Genomic DNA, 16,380 nt, shown 5'->3' on the forward strand with positions numbered 1-16,380 from the left:
CAGCCGCGAGGGTATGGGCAGGGGGGAGTCCGCTCAGCCGCGAGGGATGCGCAGGGCGGCAGTCCGCTCAGACGCGTGCGCCGTCGTCGTTCTCGTCTTTTTCCTGGGGCAGCTTCATGATGAGGTACACAACGGAGGCCAGGAAGGTTGCCAGGATGCCCATCACAGCCAGGAGCGGTGCCGAGCGCCAGAACATCGCGGTGAACAGCAGGGCAAGCGGGCCGCCCACGGCTCCGAGCCAAGCGAGCATGGTCAGCGGTTCGGTGCCGGCCAGGCTCGGCGGCTCCTCCGGGACGAAGCCGTTTTCGTCGTCGACGTCGTAGTCGCGCGGACCGGCAGCTCCGCTGCCCCCGGATTCTTCAGCAGCGCCCCTTTTGGACAACCCGAGGGGATCGAAGTCCTGGAAGGAATGGGACGACGACCGGCCAGGAACGTCCTGCGGACCCGGACCCGTACCCGTCTCGGTTCCGGAATCGCTCGCTGACGTCTCCGCCGTCGGCGCTTCGTCGAGCGCCGAGGAAGGCATCGACTCAAGCCGGGCCACCAGATCGAGCCAGACGGCGTCGTCGTCCTTGTTGGCGCTCTGGTCGGGGGAATCGGGCCCCGGCCTATTCATGGGGTGAATCCCGGAGCTCGGTGCCGGACTGGCCAGCGGGGGCGGAACTGCTTGCCACTCCCGCCATTGTCTTCCTGATGAACTCGGCCGATCCCCGGAAAATCTCCGGAGCATCATTGTCCAGCGTAGCCACGTGGTAGCTGTTCTCCAGGGTGCTGAACTCCATCGGAGCCGTGACCCGCTCCTTCAACTGCCTGATGCTTCGATCCGAAACCACGTGGTCCACGGAGGAACGGAAGACGCGCACCGGCTCGGAAATCCGGGGCAGCAGGGTGACGGTGTCCTTGTACATCTTTTTCAACTCATGCGCGGCGGCAACCGGTGTCCTGGGGTACGCTCCTTCATCCATGCCCGGTTTGAGGATGTCGTTGGCGATGGCAGGGGTGGATTTCATGACGTGCTTGAGGATGCCGACCACGGCGGCGCGCGGGTCGTCGATCACCAGTCCCGGATTGACGACGACGGTGCCGGCCACGGGCCGCGTGGCCGCGATCCGCAGGGCCAGCGTTCCTCCCATCGACAGGCCGGCGGCGAAGACGAAGTCACACTCGGCCTGAAGCTCGAGATAAGCGGCATCCACCGCATGGTGCCACTCCTGCCAGTGCCTCGTTGCCATGTCCTGCCACGTTGTCCCATGGCCTGGAAGCAGCGGGAGGCGGACCGCGTAGCCCTCCGCGGCCAGATACTCCGCCCAAGGGCGCATGCTGTGCGGACTGCCCGTGAAGCCGTGGCTCATCACGACGCCGATGCTGGGTCCACTACCGGTGAAGCCGCTGGCGTACGGCGAGGGATCGGGGAGAGTTTTCATAATGACTCCGAGGCTACTGAAGTTGGCGGCATTGCTTTCCGTGATGAGTCCATCGTGTCACTGTTCGGGACATTTCTCACTGGAGTAGGGTGGCTTCTGAATGCAGACCGGCACCGTCCGGACGCCTTGCAGACGCCGCCCCGGAGAGGAACCAACGTGTTCTATTGGGTCATGAAGCGGATCTTTTTGGGTCCGCTTCTCAAATTGCTGTTCCGTCCCTGGGTCAAGGGCCTCGACAATGTTCCCCACGATGGCCCCGCGATTCTCGCTTCCAATCATTTGTCCTTTTCGGACTCGATCTTCATGCCGGTGATGGTGCCCCGGCGCGTCAGTTTCCTTGCCAAGTCCGAGTACTTTACGGGCACCGGTCTCAAAGGAAGGCTTACGGCCTTGTTCTTCCGGCTCACCAACCAGTTGCCGATGGACCGTTCGGGCGGTGCCGCGTCCGAGCTGTCCTTGCAGGCAGGCAGGGACGTCCTGGCCGACGGCGGACTGCTGGGCATCTACCCCGAGGGCACCCGCAGTCCCGACGCCAGGCTCTACCGGGGCAAGGTCGGGGTCGCGAAACTTGCACTCCAGACCCGGGTGCCCGTTGTTCCCGTGGCGATGATCGGCACTGAGAAGGTCCAGCCCATCGGCAAACGTTTGCCCAATATCCGCCGGATCGGGATCATTTTCGGTCAACCGATGGACTTCAGCCGGTATTACGGCCAGGAGGAAGACCATTCCGTGCAACGCGCCGTGACCGACGAAATCATGTACGAACTCATGCGGCTCTCCGGTCAGGAATACGTGGACGAGTACGCCGCCGTCGTCAAGCAGCGGCTCGCCGGGCAGCTTCCGGAGCCGGCCGGCGGGTCAGAAGGGAATCCACGCGACGGCGGTGAAAAGGGGAGGCGGCTCCCCGGCAACGGTTCGGGGCCGGACGGCGACGGCGCGGTGGCCGGGAAAGTGTGACGGCGGTGGAATAAGGGTTACGGAAGCCGTGCCCCGAACAGCGGGCAAGGCAACTAGTCTTGGAGAGTGACTGAGCTATCCGCGAACCCCGCACCGTCCGTGACGAGCCCCTTGACCAGTTCCCTGGGCAGCCCCCTGACCAGCACCGCGCAAAGCGGCGCGGCAAACTATCCCGGCTTGGACGATTGGCGCCGGCTGCCTATCTCGCAGCAACCCACCTGGACCGACAGGGGTGTCTTCGATGCCTCCGTCAAAGAACTCTCCGTGCTTCCGCCGCTGGTCTTCGCTGGCGAAGTGGACGTATTGCGCGAGCGTTTGGCGGCTGCGGCCCAGGGCAAGGCATTCCTGTTGCAGGGCGGCGACTGCGCCGAGACTTTCGAGGACGCGACGGCGGACAAGATCAGCGCCCGGGTCCGCACCATCCTGCAGATGGCCGTTGTCCTCACGTATGGTGCGGCCATGCCCGTCATCAAGATGGGCCGCATGGCCGGACAGTTCGCCAAGCCCCGTTCGTCGAACGACGAAACCCGCGACGGCGTGACCTTGCCCGCTTATCGCGGCGACATCGTCAACGGCTACGAATTCACCCCGGAATCCCGAGCCCACGATGCCAGCCGCATGCTGAAGGCCTACCACACCTCGGCTTCCACGCTGAACCTCATCCGCGCCTTCACGCAGGGTGGTTTCGCCGATCTTCGCCTGGTGCACCTCTGGAACAAGGGCTTCACCGAAAACCCCGCCCATGCGCGCTACGAGTCCCTGGCACGGGACATCGACCGAGCCATCAAATTCATGGCATCCTGCGGTGCCGATTTCGAAGCCCTCAAGCGCGTGGAGTTCTTCGCGAGCCACGAGGCATTGTTGCTCGACTACGAGCGGGCCCTGACCCGAATTGACTCCCGCACCGGGCTTCCGTACGACACCTCAGGGCATTTCCTCTGGATCGGTGAGCGCACGCGCGAGCTCGACCATGCGCATGTGGATTTCCTGTCCCGCGTGCGCAATCCCATCGGCGTCAAGCTCGGTCCCGGGACCTCGGGAGACGACGCGCTGCGGCTCATTGACAAGCTGGACCCGAACCGCGAGCCTGGCCGCCTCACCTTCATCACCCGGATGGGCTCCAAGAACATCCGCGAGAAGCTGCCCGCCGTCGTCGGGAAGGTCACTGCCTCGGGCGCCCAGGTTCTCTGGGTCACGGACCCGATGCACGGGAACACGGTCACCTCGCCCAACGGGTACAAGACCCGCAACTTCGACGACGTCGTGGATGAAGTCCGCGGCTTCTTCGAAGTTCACCACGCCCTCGGCACGGTACCGGGTGGCCTGCACATGGAAATGACCGGCGACGACGTCGCGGAATGCCTTGGTGGCGCCGATCCCATTGACCAGGACGCCTTCCTGGACCGCTACGAGTCGGTGTGCGACCCCCGCCTGAACCACATGCAGTCGCTCGAAATGGCATTCCTCGTAGCCGGGGCGCTCACCAATCGGTAGTCCAGACGTGCACGGCAGACAGGAAAGGCGATCCGGAATATTCCGGATCGCCTTTCCTGTCTGCGCGCGTCCTAAACCACTGTCAAGGTGATGACGGTACCCTCCGGCGCATCGCTGTCCACGGGGTTCTGGTCCCGGACGGTCCCGAAGAAGCCACCCAGGATGTTGTTGATCTTGACGTCGAATCCGAGCGATTCCAGGGCCTTGCGGGCGGCGTCTGCCTGCTTGCCGATGAAGTTGGGGACATGCACCATTTTCGGTCCCTTGGACAGGGTCAACGTGACAGAGTCACCCCGGACCAAAGTGCCGTTGGCGGGGCTCTGGCTGACCACGGCGCCTGCGGGGACCTTCTTGTCATTGACGGGTTCCGGCGCAATTTTCGCGGTCAATCCGGCGTCGCTGATCGCCTGGACGGCTTGTTGCTGGTTCATGCCGCGGACGTCGGGAACGGGAAGGGGCTGCGGTCCCTTGGAGACCACGAGCGCTACCGGGGTACCGTGGCGGACTGCGGTGTCCTGGGGCGGGGACTGGGAGATGATCGAGCCTGACGGCACTTTGTCGTCATACTGCCCGGTGACTTGGCCGAGTGTCATTCCGGCCACGCCCAGGGCATTCTTGGCCTGGTCGAGTGTCAATCCCGACATCGAAGCAAGCGGAAACAACTGTGGGCCCTTCGAGACGAAAAGCGACACCGCTTGGAACTTCCGGACCACCTGGCCGGACGCGGGCTCCGTTCCAACCGCCAACCCGGCTGTGACGTCGTCGTCGTATACATCCTTGGGCTCGGATTGGAAGCCGGCGGTTCTCAGCAGTTGCTGTGCCTCCGCCACTGTCTTGTTCTTGGTGTCCGGAATGGTTCCGGGCGAGCCGGGCCCCATCCCGAAGAACCAGCCTGCCGCAGTGGCCAGGATCGCCAGGACAATCACGACAATCGTCCAGATCACCGCCCGGCGGCGCGGATTGCCTTCGCGCAACGAGCGCGACGGCGTGGCCGCGGCCCGGACGCGGTCCTTCTCTTCCTGGCGCGCCATCCGTTTGACGTCGCGCTTGCTCGCCGGGGCTTCGTCCGGCGCCTCGGGCTCCCGGTCCTGCGGCACTTGGATGTCGAAAGCCGTGGCGCCGGGGGAGAACCGCGACGGCGGAAGCACCGTGGTTGGATTGCGCTGGCTGGAGATGATCTCCGTCGGACGGCCGATCCGTTCGAGGGGTTCCGTGCGTTCGGCGTGGAAAGGCGCGACGACGGCGGTTGCCCCGGCCGCTTCCTGATGGCCTTCCGGAATTGCCGCCTTGGCAGCCGGCGGGTTGATGTCCAGTTGCGCGTCGCTCAACGTTGTACGGATGTGCCGCAGTTCCGACAGGAGTGCCGAACCGTCCACAGGCCGCTCTTCGGGTTCCTTCGCGGTGCACCACTGGACGAGTTCGTCCACGTCCGCGGCAAGTCCGGGCACAGCGAGCGACGGCGGAGCGACGGCCGAATTGACGTGCTGGTAGGCAACCTGGATGGGAACCTCGCCCGCGTAGGGTTGGCCACCGGTCAGCATTTCGTAAAGCATGATGCCTGTGGAGTAGATGTCGCTCCGGGCGTCGGCGGGCTTGCCGAGGACGAGCTCGGGAGCCAAATACGCGACGGTGCCGATCAGGGCACCGGTGCTGGTTGTCGCGGTGACCGCCCGGGCCAGGCCGAAATCGCCCACTTTGATGCGGCCGTCGTCGGCGATGAGGACATTCTCCGGTTTCACGTCGCGGTGGATCAGCCCCGCCGAGTGGGCCGCGGCCAGCCCTTCGATGACGGGATCGATCAGTGCGAAGGCCAGCCGGGGCGGAAGCGCTGCCTTCTCGTTGAGGACGTCCCGCAGGGTGTGGCCCTTGATGTACTCCATGACGATGTAGGCAATGTGGCCGTCCTGTCCCTGGTCGAGGACTCCGACGACGTGCGGGTGGGAAAGGCTGGCCGCGGCCCGGGCCTCGCGTTGCAGGCGGTCCAGGAAGTTCTGGTCGTTGGCCAGGTGCGGATGCAGCACTTTGAGCGCCACGTCGCGATCGAGCCGCTCGTCGGTGGCGAGATAGACGGTTGACATTCCGCCGCCTGCAAGGCGCGACCGCACCAGGTAGCGCCCGTCCACGAGGGATCCGAGGAGATGGTCCGAAACTTGTTCCTGCACCCTACGATCCTAGTTGAGCAAAAACACGGGCCCGAATCGACATGGCGATCCGGGCCCGGGTTATGCGATGTGGTTTAGCTGAAGTTCTTCTTCAGGGCCAGGATCGAGGCGACGTAGGCCTTGGTGTCGTCGTACATGCCGTGCTTGCTCACCGAGTACTGTCCCTGGTAATAGCCTGCGATGGCAGTGGGCAGGTCCTTGCTCGTGTTGACGAGGGCCCGGATGATGGCGACGCCGGCGGTCACATTGTCATACGGGTCCAGGATGTTGAGCTTGCGGCCCACCAACTCGGAAGCCCACTCGCCGGAGGAGGGAATAACCTGCATCGTGCCGATGGCGTTGGCGGGAGAGACCGCCCGCTGGTTGAAGCCGGACTCCTGGTAGGCGAATGCCATGGCCAACGACGGGTCCACTCCCATCCGACGAGCAGTGTCAGCCACGATGCCCTTCATCTGGGCGGTGCTGGGGACCGGGGACGCATTGAGCAGGGCCTTGTTCGCGTTGGCTGAACTGACCACAGCGTCCGGGTACCGGTAGCCCAGGAATGTGCTCGGGACCAACGGGGTGCTGACGGGAGCAGGGGCCGGTGCGGCAGGAGCGCCCGGAATGGCGAGCTTCTGCCCCGGATAGATGATGGTGTTCATCGACAGCTTGTTGGCCGACAGCAGCGATGACAGGGACACGCCAAGGCGGTTCGCGATGCCGCCCAGGGTGTCTCCCGATTTGATGGTGTACGAGCCGGTGTTGGCAAGCGCAGGTGCCGCCGGCGCCGCAGGGCGGGCCGGGGCCGCCGGGGCCGGTGCCGCCGGAGCCGGTGCGCTCGTTCCCGCGCTCACCTTGATCTTCTGTCCCGGGTAGATGATGGAGCGGCCGTTGAGGCCGTTCCAATTGAAGACGTCGGACAGCGCGACGCCGTGGCGGGCGGCAATGCCGCCCAGGGTGTCCCCTGGGACCACCGTGTAGCTGGCAGCCGACGACGGCGCCGGGCTGGGTGCCGGCCTGGGCGCGGGCGCCGGCGCGCTTGGAGCAGCCCCGGAACCGGACAACTTGATCTGCTGTCCCGGGTAGATGATGGTGTTGGCCGAGAGCCCATTGAGCTGCAGGACGGTGTTGGTGTTCAACCCGTAGCGGGCCGCGATGCCGCTGATGGTATCGCCCCGGACGATGGTGTAGGTGGCCGGAACCGCGGGTGCCATGGGCTGCATGGCGGCCGGAATGGTCGCAGCAACCGCAGACGCGGGAATGACGTTCGCAGGCACGGCCGACGCCTGAGCCTGGGCCTGGATGGCCGCAGCCAATGATGCGGGGATCTTCTGGGTTTGTACCGCCGGAAGCGCGGTTGCCGGCTGGGCGAGCGCCAGTGAAGAGAGCATGACGGCGGGCAGCGCCGCTGTGGTGGCCGCAATTATGGGCATGCTCGTTGTCTTCTTGGGCGAGCGGGGCGTCGTCATGGGAGCAATCCTCATCTCAGCAGCGGACGTTGGGAATGCCGCTGTTGCCAGTGTTACTAAAGTGAGTAGTGATGCAAATGTGATCAATGTGAATCTCTCACATTTTTCGATTCCGCACAAGAAATCACTGCGCATTCGATTCTTGGGCAATTCGAAGGCACTAATTCGGCCCCTGCTGCCCGTCTGGCTAGGCGCAAAGCGCGAGGGCGTGGCAATCTTGATCCGTGAGTAATGTAGAAAGCCTCGTTTCCGAATGGCTGCCGCTGCCCGATGTGGCAGAGCTGCTGAACGTTTCAATCACCAAGGTCCACGGTCTTCTGGATGAGCGTGCAGTGGTGGCTGTGAGAGTGGGCGAACGCAATATCCGTTCGATTCCTGCCCTCTTTATCCAGGACGGTCATGTGGTGGATAGCCTGAAAGGCACCATCGCAGTGCTTGGCGATGCCGGGTACACGGATGAGGAGCTCATTGTGTGGCTTTTCACTCCGGATGAGTCGCTGCGTGGCCGCCCTGTCGATGCGCTCCGCGAAGGTCGCAAAACTGAAATCCGACGCAGGGCCCAATCGCTGGCCTGGTAAGGGAATCCTGCCTTAAATACAGTGGTGGCGATCAGCAAGCTGATCGCCACCACTGTATTTAAGGCGGGTATTTAAGCTGACCTTAACCTGGATTTATCCAAGAGTTCACGCGGCGCGGCTGACGGCGGCTTCGGCCAATTGCCTGAGTGCGGTAAGCGGGAGCTCAGCCAGGGGGAGGCGTTCCAAGGCCTCGAAAGCCTCGTTGCTCAGTTCCTCGATCATTGATTCCGTGGCTTCGAGCGCTCCGCAATCCACTATGATCCGCCTGATCTCGGCAACCTCGGCCTCGCCAAGGTCCTGCCTTCCGAGCATGGTATCGATGTACTTCGAATCCGCGGCACCGGCCTGGTTGATGGCGAAGCCCACCAGCACGGTCCGCTTGCCTTCGCGGAGGTCATCTCCCGCGGGCTTCCCGGTGGTTCCGGGGTCTCCGAATACTCCCAGGACGTCGTCGCGCAGCTGGAAGGCCTCACCCAATGGCAACGCGAAGGCTGAGTAGCCTTGCAGGAGTTCCTCGCTGGCACCGGCCAGGGCGCCTCCAAGGGCCAAGGGGTGTTCCGTCGAATACTTCGCCGACTTGAAACGGATGATGGACTGGGCACGGTGGACGGCGCCTGCGCGGTCCCTGACCGGGCCGGCGACTTCCTCCAGGATGTCCAGGTACTGGCCGGCCATGACCTCGGCGCGCATCAGGTTGAAGATCCGTCGCGCGGGTGTACCGGAGGCGGCCCGGCCGCCAATCTCCGTGAAGGCCTCCTCGCTGAAGGACAGGCACAGGTCTCCGGTGAGAATCGCCGCCGCATGACCGAACCGTTCGCTGTCCAAGGCCCAGCCTTCGCCCTCATGGAGCTGGCTGAACCGCTTGTGGACGCTGGGGCCTCCACGCCGCGTATCAGAGCGGTCGATGATGTCATCGTGGATCAGGGCTGCCGCCTGGAAGAGTTCCAAGGCGCAGCCGGCAGTGATGATGTCCGGATGCGCGGACTCGCCTCCAGCGCCTCGCCACCCCCAGTAGCACATCAGGGCCCGGAGCCGTTTGCCACCTGTCACAAGGCTTGTGATCGAACCCATGAGGGGAGCCACGTCGGGGGAGATGGTGGCCATGGTTTCCTGTTGCATACCGAGGAAGCCGTTGAGTTTGGCGGCGACATCGGCCACGAAACGGCTTTGTTCCGAGCCGAGGTTCTCCGGGGTCACTTGATCGACCCGGCGGCCACGTTGGCACCGATGGTGAACGTGGATTTGCCCGCGGTTTCCACCACCGAGATATTCACCGTTTCATTGTCGCCACGGAGGAAGTCCTTTGATTTGATACTTCCCACAGTGTTGCCGGGAACTTCCTTGAAGCCCTGCGCGGTGAGCGCAGAGGTATAAAAGGCCACGACTGCGTCCGACGGGGACGAAACAGTGCCGACCAAGGCCACCGACGCCGGGGAGGAGTTCTTGTCGAAGCTGCTGGATTCGACCGCCGCCTGGGGCATCAACGGAATCAGTTGCTGCGGGAATCCAGGGACCAGGGCGCCGACTTTCGCCGCAGCTCCGGCCGCGGGTGTGGACGTGGTAGCCGGCGCCGGACTTGCCGAGGCAGTGACCGCCCCTGACGATGCTGGCGCCGCCCCTTGGGATGCCGTGCTTGCCGGGGACGACCCGCAAGCCGATATGGTCAACGCGACGCCCGTGGCCAACAGGGCCAGGCTGACGGGTTGAGGCTTTCCAAAGAGCTTCACAGGGATTTCCTCCTGGGGACGACGCCGGATGCTGCCTCCAGTTTAGGACGCCGGACGCGGCGTCCAGTAACCAGCGCCGCGGCATAGGATTTCCCTGTGAGACCACAAGCAGAGGACAACGGGCGGGGCCCCCGCCAGGAAGTCGCTCCGGATCCCGCTGCCCTGCGGGAACTGAGGCGCACCAGCATCCTCCACGTGGACATGGATGCCTTTTTTGTCTCAGTGGAATTGCGCACCCGGCCCGAACTCAAGGGAAAGCCCGTCATTGTGGGGTTCCCGGTGGATCGCTCGGTTGTCCTGTCCGCTTCCTACGAAGCGCGCGCGTTGGGCGTGAAGTCCGCGATGCCCATGGCCAACGCCATGCGGATGTGCCCCCGGGCGGTCATCATCGAGCCCCGCCACAGCCTCTACTACGAGGTGTCCCGGCAGTTGATGGGAATATTCGAATCAATAACGGACCTCGTGGAACCGTTGAGCGTGGACGAAGCCTTCCTGGACGTCGGCGGCGCCATCAGGAGGCTTGGTCCGCCCCTCCAGATCGGCCATCTGATCCGGCGCCGCGTTGCCTCAGAGCTGGGAATCACTGCGTCGGTGGGTATTGCCGCCAATAAGTTCGTTGCCAAAATTGCCTCTACACGCTGCAAACCCGACGGATTGCTGCTTGTTGAGGCGGGACAGACCGTGGCCTATCTGCACAGCCTGCCCGTGAACGCCTTGTGGGGCGTCGGGGCGAAGACCGCCGATGTGCTCGCGAGATTGGGCATCCGGACCGTGGCCGATGTTGCGGCCACGCCGCCTTCTTCCTTGAAAAAGGTCCTCGGCGCTTCGGGAGAGCATGTCCACCGGTTGTCGATGGGCCTGGACCCGCGGCCAGTCACGCCCACGCGCCTCGAAAAGAGCATCGGCTCCGAGGAAACGTTCGCTATGGACACCCCGGATGACGCTCTCCTGCACCGTGAGTTGCTCAGGCTCTCCCATCGAACCGCGTCACGGCTGCGGACTGCGGGAATGGTGGCCAGGACCATAGCGCTGAAGCTGCGGTATGCGGATTTTTCGACCATCACCCGCAGCAAGACAATGCATACGCCGGTGGACAGCGCCCAGTTGATCTATCAGGTGGCGAGCCAGTTGCTGGCGTCCTTGGGGGAGCGGCCCATGAGCGTGCGCCTTGTTGGAGTCCGGGCCGAGCAGCTCGAGCCTGCCGAGCATGCCTCGCTGCAGTTGAGCCTCGATCGCAGGGACGACAACTGGCGTGCCGCCGAGCAGGCGCTTGACCGTGTCGCCGAGCGATTCGGCAACAAAACCGTCCTTCCGGCTGCACTTCTGGAACCGCATGCGGAGCCTGACGGGGAGGGCTCTCCCTAGGCGGCGATGAGCCTCCCGCGTGCCTCCGGCGTGTCTTTCAGAACAGCGGCCAACAAACTATCCTAGAGATACACAGATTTAGACCGTCTGGATAAATTGCTCTGTTGTGTCTGTTCCGTGAGACCGTGTTCACAAGACCCGGTCTTCGGGAACCCTTTTTTGGGTTCATCCGTTTCTAGGGAACAGAGGCAACGGCCGCGACGTATCCAGGCGCTGGCCGACTAAAGGAGGTCGCGATGCCCCTATCGGAGCACGAACAGAAGCTCCTCGAGCAACTCGAGAAGCAACTGCATGAGGACGATCCGAAGTTTGCCAATTCAATGGGCTCTGACCCCATTCGCTCATGGTCGACCAGGCACATCGTTATTGGCGTTCTAGGCACTATCGCCGGGATTCTCTTGTTGTTGGTAGGTGTGTCCTTGCAGAACATCTTCCTTGGGGTGTTGGGCTTCATTGTCATGGGCGCCGGCGTGTACTTCGCCACCCTGAGAAGGGCAGCCGGCGGCAAATCGAAGAGTGCCAAGCCTGGTAAGGCGCGGAACTCCTTCATGAGCAACCTCGAGGAACGCTGGGACGAGCGCCGCCGCGGCGAGGAGTAAGAGCGCTCCATCCGCAGGCTCGTCGTTCACGGATGACGAGTCCTCCACATTGCACCACCAGGCTCCGGCCTGATTGCGAAAAGACCCGAAAACCGGGTCTTTTCGCATTTAACCCCAGGTTGGCCGCGCCTCGCGAGCCTGCCTACGCGACCCTGAAGCCGCCGTCGTGCGGCTGCCCGCAGCGCCGCGCCAAGCCTCCTCCACTGCCAACCACCTCTGGAATCCCTGTGTTTTCAGGCTCCAGCATTCGAAAGTGGGGTAGAAACACGCCGGATTGCGTTGACTGTGGGGGCTTGTGGAGTAAAGTGGAGCAAGTAAGAGGGTAGTGGCGGCGTGGGGCAGGTACGGGCACCTTTACGGATGGGGGCGGTGGGCCAGTGTTTCTTGGCACGCATTCTCCCCGTCTGGACGAAAAGGGCCGGATCATCCTTCCCGCCAAGTTCCGCGAGGAACTTGCTGACGGCTTGGTGCTCACAAGGGGCCAGGAGCGTTGCATCTACGTCTTCAGCCAGCGGGAATTCGAACGTATTCACGAATCCATGCGGGAGGCCCCTATCTCCTCCAAGCAGTCGCGTGACTACATCCGGGTTTTCCTGTCCGGAGCCTCTGACGAGGTACCTGACAAGCAGGGGCGCGTGACGATTCCGCCGGCGCTCCGGAGCTACGCAGGTCTCGAGCGGGAATTGGCGGTCATCGGCGCCGGAACCCGCGCAGAGATCTGGGATGCCCAGGCTTGGGACGAGTACCTGGCCGAGAAGGAAGCCGCCTTCTCGGAGACCGACGACGACAACCTTCCCGGGTTCATTTAGAAACCGGGACAGGAAACAGCAATGCTTCTTGGACGGGATCTCCAGCCGCCCATCACATTGTTTTCCTGGCTCACCTTCCCCGGAGCCAGGCAGACGCTGCGATAGGCGCGGATGGGGATCCGGCTCAAGAAGCGACCCACCCGACTGACAGACGAACAATTCAGCTCTGAGGAGGCCGCATGGAGGAGCAAGACGCCCCAAAACCAACCTCGGAGCGACATGTACCGGTCCTGAAGGACCGGTGCATCAATTTGTTGGCCCCCGGTTTTGAAGCGGCCCGCAGCCGCGGCGAAACGCCCGTGGCCATCGACGCCACGTTGGGAATGGGCGGCCACTCCGAAGCGATGCTGCAGCGGTTCCCCGACCTGCACCTTGTCGGGATAGACCGGGACGAAGAGGCCCTCGCCCTCGCCGGAGAGCGACTGCAACCGTTTTCGGCCCGCACTGACCTCGTCCATGCGGTCTACGACGAGATCGAAGATGTCCTTACCGACCTTGGCATCCCCGAAGTGCACGGGATCCTCATGGATCTTGGTGTGTCGTCCCTCCAACTGGACGAGCGGGAGCGCGGCTTTGCCTACTCCTACGACGCGCCCCTGGACATGCGGATGGATACCAGCCGCGGCCAGACGGCCGCTGACGTCGTCAACAACTACTCCGAAGAAGACCTGGTCCGGATCATCCGCAAGTGGGGCGAAGAGAAGTTTGCGGGCAGGATCGCCAACCGCATCGTCACGGCGAGGGCCTCCAAGCCATTCGCCACCACCGGCGAACTCGTCGAGCAGATCCGCGGGGTTGTTCCCGCGGCGGCTGCGAAATCCGGTGGGCACCCGGCCAAGCGGACTTTCCAGGCCTTGCGGATTGAAGTCAACGAGGAACTCGATGTCCTGGAGAGAGCAGTTCCTGCCGCTCTCTCAGCCTCAGCGATGGGGGGACGGGTAGTGGTGATGTCATACCACTCCCTCGAGGACAAGATCGTCAAGTCCGTCTTCCAGTCCCGGTCCAAGTCATCGGCCCCGCTCGGTTTCCCGGTGGAGCTGGAGGAGCACAAACCGGAATTCAAAACCTTGACCAAGGGCACGGAAGTGCCGACACCCGAAGAAATCGCCGAAAACCCGCGTGCGGCATCTGCCCGCCTGCGGGCCGTGGAACGCATCAAAGCGAGGAGAACAGCATGAGCACCGCTGCCGCGAAGATCCTGCCGACCACTGTGGGCAACACCGCGCGTGCCCTGCCCGCCCGAGGACCGGAGCGCGACGCGACCCGCAAGGCGCGGACCCCGCTCTCTCTCGTGCAGAGTGTTCCCGGACGACGGCGGACTCCCTTCGTCGTCTTTTGCTTCGGCGTGCTGGCGGCGGCCTTGATGACGGTCCTTGTGCTGAACATCTCGGTTTCCACGGCCCAATACGACTTGGTGAAGCTCAGGAACGACGATGCGTCCCTGAACAAGCAGAACCAGGATCTGACACAGCAGGTGCAGAACTACCAAGCTCCCCAGAATCTGGCCGCCAAGGCCGCAGAATTGGGAATGGTAGCTTCCACTGCCACGGGCCAGATCGATCTGGACACTCTGACGGTCACAGGTAAAGCCACGCCGGCAGCCAAGGGACAGAATCCCGGTGCCGTCATCGCCGCCCCTGCGGTTGCAGGCCAGTCCAGCGTGCAAGCTTCCGCGCCCGCCAAGAATGATTCGCTTGACAGCCGCAAACCCAGCGGGACGGCCGACCCGACGCCGGCCAAACCGCAGGCGCCCGTGGTTCCTGCGGCACCCAAGCCGCCGGTGGTGGATCTTCACGGTGGTTCGGTCCCGGTTCCACAGCAGAAGGTACCCGGGCAGTAGCGTCCAGCCGACCTGATGTCAGGTAAACAGCAAGGCAAGCAGCAAGGAATCGACGTGGTGCAGAAAACCGGCAAACCGAAGAACAAGAGAACGCCGGTGGCGAAGAAGCGCCTGCGCATCGGCCTCGGAATCATGCTGACGCTGTTGCTGGTGATCGGGGGCAAGTTGTTCCTGGTCCAGGGCCTCGACGTCGGAGGCCTGGCCGAGGCGGCCTATAACAACAGGTTGACAACCACCATCCTGCCCGCCGAACGCGGCAAGATCCTTGACGCCAACGGCACCGTCCTCGCCAGCAGTGTGATCCGCTACGACATCGTGGTGGACCAAACGGTCAATACGAACACCGATCAGTTTCCTCGTTTCAACACCCAGACCCAGGCCATAGACACGATCTCCAGGTCCCAGGGCATTGCAGAACTTGCCAGCGCCTTGGGGATGGACGTCAACCAGGTCACCCAGGCGGTGACCGGCGTCAAGAAATACAACGTCGTGGCCAAGGAAGTGAAGCCGGACGTCGAAGACCGGATTTCACAGCTGCACATCCCGGGGGTGGTTTCGGAAGGCGTCAGCAAGCGTGTCTATCCCAACGGGAGCGTCGCCGGGGGCGTCATCGGCTTCCTCAAGGACGGCACCACGGGCCAGGCCGGCCTTGAGCAGACCCAGGACGCCCTCCTGCGCGGCAAGGACGGCAAGCGGGTCTTCGAGATCGGCGCCGACGGGCTTCGCATTCCCGTGGCGACCGACCTGCTGACACCCGCCGTGAACGGCCAGGACGTCAAACTGACCCTCAACACGGACATCCAGTACTTTGCGCAGCAAGCGATCCAGACCCAGGTCAACCAGCTCAATGCCGAGTGGGGATCGATTGTCGTCGAGGACGTCAAGACCGGCAACATCATCGCGATGGCGGACACGAACGCTCCCGACCCCAACGACCCAGGGAAGGTCGCGGCCGCGGACCGCGGCGTGCGGTCCGTGACGGCGGCCTACGAGCCTGGTTCCGTCGAGAAGATGATCACGGCATCGGCCGCCATCAACGAAGGGAAGTCCAGCCCGCTGGACACCGTCACGATTCCACCGGCCCTGACCATTGACGGTCAGACGTTCACTGATGCCTTCGTGCACGGTACTGAGCAGAGGACCCTCGCCGGTATCCTCGGCTATTCAATGAACACCGGTACCGTGATGATCGGCAGCCGCCTGAGCAAGCAGCAGCGTTACGACTACCTCACCCGCTTCGGCATCGGCGAAGCCCCGGACATCGGGCTTCCCGCCGAATCGACCGGCATTCTCGCCAAGCCGGATCAATGGGACGACCGGCAGCAATACACCGTGTTGTTCGGCCAAGGTGTGTCCCAGTCCACGCTCCAGACCGTCCGGGCCTACCAAAGCGTGGCCAACGGCGGCGTGATGATCCAACCGCGGCTCATCGATGGCTACGTGGGAGCCGACGGTGTGGAGAACAAGGTGCCCGCCAAGGATTCCCGGCAGGTTGTCACCCCGGACACGGCCCAACAGGTCCGTGACATCCTCGAGAGCAACGTCACGATGGGCGAAGTGAAAGACGCCGGCATCGACGGATACCGGGTGGGCGCCAAGACCGGAACCTCCGAAGCGCCCCGCGAAGATGGCCTGCCCGGATTCGACGGCTACACCGCGTCCATTATCGGAATGGCTCCCATGGAGAATCCACGGTTCATTGTCGAGGTGGTTGTCCAGCGCCCCAAAGGGAACATCTACGGCATCACCCAAGGACCGATCTTCCGCTCGGTCATGGGCCAGGTGCTGCGCACCTACAACGTCCCGCCGTCCACCGGCACTCCGGCGCGGTTCCCGCAATACGGCAAGTAGCCGGCACGGCACTTCACGCCAGTACGGCAAGTAGCCCAGTTTCGCCAAGTAAGCTTGTTGGGCATCTGTCCGGCCACTTTACGATCCACCCATGCCGTTCCGGGAGTCCCATGATTCTCCCGC

Annotated in this window: 17 protein-coding genes; 11 read left to right on the top strand and 6 right to left on the bottom strand. The window is 63.6% G+C overall.

Annotated features, from left to right (window positions below; genetic code table 11):
- Positions 1–67 precede the first annotated feature (67 nt).
- Both QRN45_RS10480 and QRN45_RS10485 read right to left on the bottom strand, forming a co-directional pair.
- Positions 68–616, bottom strand: coding sequence for a hypothetical protein (locus QRN45_RS10480; RefSeq protein ID WP_284763261.1), 549 nt, complete (start codon positions 614–616; stop codon positions 68–70).
- Positions 609–1,424, bottom strand: a complete 816-nt coding sequence (locus QRN45_RS10485) for an alpha/beta hydrolase (RefSeq protein WP_284763263.1) — start codon at positions 1,422–1,424, stop codon at positions 609–611. Before QRN45_RS10485 ends, QRN45_RS10480 begins: the two co-directional genes overlap by 8 nt.
- Positions 1,425–1,580: 156 nt before the next feature.
- On the opposite strand from QRN45_RS10485, the gene QRN45_RS10490 reads away from it, so the two are divergent.
- Together QRN45_RS10490 and QRN45_RS10495 are read left to right on the top strand one after the other, a co-directional pair.
- Positions 1,581–2,381 carry a lysophospholipid acyltransferase family protein gene (locus QRN45_RS10490; protein WP_241710271.1) on the top strand — a complete coding sequence of 267 codons (801 nt, stop codon included), beginning with the start codon at positions 1,581–1,583 and terminating at the stop codon, positions 2,379–2,381.
- Positions 2,382–2,447: 66 nt separating this feature from the next.
- The gene (locus QRN45_RS10495) at positions 2,448–3,875 is read left to right on the top strand and encodes a class II 3-deoxy-7-phosphoheptulonate synthase (RefSeq protein ID WP_502870709.1); all 1,428 of its coding nucleotides are present in this window, start codon (positions 2,448–2,450) and stop codon (positions 3,873–3,875) included.
- Positions 3,876–3,946: 71 nt separating this feature from the next.
- Here the strand turns inward: QRN45_RS10495 and pknB are convergent, their stop codons facing one another.
- Positions 3,947–6,037, bottom strand: a complete 2,091-nt coding sequence (gene pknB / locus QRN45_RS10500; protein WP_284763264.1) for a Stk1 family PASTA domain-containing Ser/Thr kinase — start codon at positions 6,035–6,037, stop codon at positions 3,947–3,949.
- A 74-nt stretch (positions 6,038–6,111) separates the two neighbouring features.
- Positions 6,112–7,488, bottom strand: coding sequence for a lytic transglycosylase domain-containing protein (locus tag QRN45_RS10505; protein ID WP_284763279.1), 1,377 nt, complete (start codon positions 7,486–7,488; stop codon positions 6,112–6,114).
- On the opposite strand from QRN45_RS10505, the gene QRN45_RS10510 reads away from it, so the two are divergent.
- Entirely contained in the window at positions 7,445–7,720 is a 276-nt protein-coding gene (locus QRN45_RS10510; RefSeq protein WP_241710277.1) for a hypothetical protein, read from the top strand. The two genes, QRN45_RS10505 and QRN45_RS10510, sit on opposite strands and share 44 nt — an antisense overlap.
- A complete protein-coding gene (locus QRN45_RS10515) occupies positions 7,713–8,066 on the top strand; it encodes an Rv2175c family DNA-binding protein (RefSeq protein ID WP_059389151.1) in 354 nt (117 codons plus the stop codon). The genes QRN45_RS10510 and QRN45_RS10515 overlap by 8 nt, the downstream gene beginning before the upstream one ends.
- Before the next feature lie 105 nt (positions 8,067–8,171).
- Here QRN45_RS10515 and QRN45_RS10520 read toward each other — a convergent pair whose 3' ends face one another.
- Both QRN45_RS10520 and QRN45_RS20905 read right to left on the bottom strand, forming a co-directional pair.
- Positions 8,172–9,185, bottom strand: coding sequence for a polyprenyl synthetase family protein (locus tag QRN45_RS10520; RefSeq protein ID WP_241710372.1), 1,014 nt, complete (start codon positions 9,183–9,185; stop codon positions 8,172–8,174).
- Positions 9,186–9,259: 74 nt separating this feature from the next.
- Positions 9,260–9,448: a hypothetical protein gene (locus tag QRN45_RS20905; protein ID WP_306872086.1), complete on the bottom strand. Its 189-nt coding sequence runs from the start codon at positions 9,446–9,448 to the stop codon at positions 9,260–9,262.
- 25 nt (positions 9,449–9,473) lie between these two features.
- Here QRN45_RS20905 and QRN45_RS20910 point away from each other — a divergent pair, with 25 nt between their 5' ends.
- The 7 genes from QRN45_RS20910 (at position 9,474) to QRN45_RS10555 (ending at position 16,257) form a co-directional block, all read left to right on the top strand.
- Positions 9,474–9,773 carry a hypothetical protein gene (locus tag QRN45_RS20910; RefSeq protein ID WP_350309765.1) on the top strand — a complete coding sequence of 100 codons (300 nt, stop codon included), beginning with the start codon at positions 9,474–9,476 and terminating at the stop codon, positions 9,771–9,773.
- 182 nt (positions 9,774–9,955) lie between these two features.
- A complete protein-coding gene (gene dinB / locus QRN45_RS10530) occupies positions 9,956–11,158 on the top strand; it encodes a DNA polymerase IV (RefSeq protein ID WP_284763310.1) in 1,203 nt (400 codons plus the stop codon).
- 236 nt (positions 11,159–11,394) lie between these two features.
- Entirely contained in the window at positions 11,395–11,757 is a 363-nt protein-coding gene (locus QRN45_RS10535; protein WP_241710347.1) for an SCO2097 family morphological protein, read from the top strand.
- Positions 11,758–12,134: 377 nt separating this feature from the next.
- Positions 12,135–12,566, top strand: coding sequence for a division/cell wall cluster transcriptional repressor MraZ (mraZ, locus tag QRN45_RS10540; protein ID WP_059389147.1), 432 nt, complete (start codon positions 12,135–12,137; stop codon positions 12,564–12,566).
- Positions 12,567–12,745: 179 nt separating this feature from the next.
- Positions 12,746–13,744 (top strand): 16S rRNA (cytosine(1402)-N(4))-methyltransferase RsmH, encoded by a 999-nt coding sequence (gene rsmH / locus QRN45_RS10545; RefSeq protein ID WP_241710348.1) that lies wholly within the window; start codon positions 12,746–12,748, stop codon positions 13,742–13,744.
- Positions 13,741–14,406 (top strand): cell division protein FtsL, encoded by a 666-nt coding sequence (ftsL, locus tag QRN45_RS10550; protein WP_284763280.1) that lies wholly within the window; start codon positions 13,741–13,743, stop codon positions 14,404–14,406. The genes rsmH and ftsL overlap by 4 nt, the downstream gene beginning before the upstream one ends.
- A 54-nt stretch (positions 14,407–14,460) precedes the next feature.
- Positions 14,461–16,257: a peptidoglycan D,D-transpeptidase FtsI family protein gene (locus QRN45_RS10555; RefSeq protein WP_502870712.1), complete on the top strand. Its 1,797-nt coding sequence runs from the start codon at positions 14,461–14,463 to the stop codon at positions 16,255–16,257.
- Positions 16,258–16,380: the final 123 nt, after the last annotated feature.

It is taken from the genome of Arthrobacter sp. efr-133-R2A-63, assembly GCF_030209795.1.
GTDB classification, from domain to species: Bacteria; Actinomycetota; Actinomycetes; order Actinomycetales; family Micrococcaceae; genus Arthrobacter; species Arthrobacter bambusae_A.

Coding starts and splice junctions, on each gene's coding strand:
- QRN45_RS10480 (WP_284763261.1), bottom strand. CDS start 616: ATGAATAGGCCGGGGCCCGATTCCCCCGACCAGAGCGCCAACAAGGAC.
- QRN45_RS10485 (WP_284763263.1), bottom strand. CDS start 1,424: ATGAAAACTCTCCCCGATCCCTCGCCGTACGCCAGCGGCTTCACCGGT.
- QRN45_RS10510 (WP_241710277.1), top strand. CDS start 7,445: ATGGGCATGCTCGTTGTCTTCTTGGGCGAGCGGGGCGTCGTCATGGGA.
- QRN45_RS10505 (WP_284763279.1), bottom strand. CDS start 7,488: ATGACGACGCCCCGCTCGCCCAAGAAGACAACGAGCATGCCCATAATT.
- QRN45_RS10520 (WP_241710372.1), bottom strand. CDS start 9,185: ATGCAACAGGAAACCATGGCCACCATCTCCCCCGACGTGGCTCCCCTC.
- QRN45_RS10535 (WP_241710347.1), top strand. CDS start 11,395: ATGCCCCTATCGGAGCACGAACAGAAGCTCCTCGAGCAACTCGAGAAG.
- rsmH (WP_241710348.1), top strand. CDS start 12,746: ATGGAGGAGCAAGACGCCCCAAAACCAACCTCGGAGCGACATGTACCG.
- ftsL (WP_284763280.1), top strand. CDS start 13,741: ATGAGCACCGCTGCCGCGAAGATCCTGCCGACCACTGTGGGCAACACC.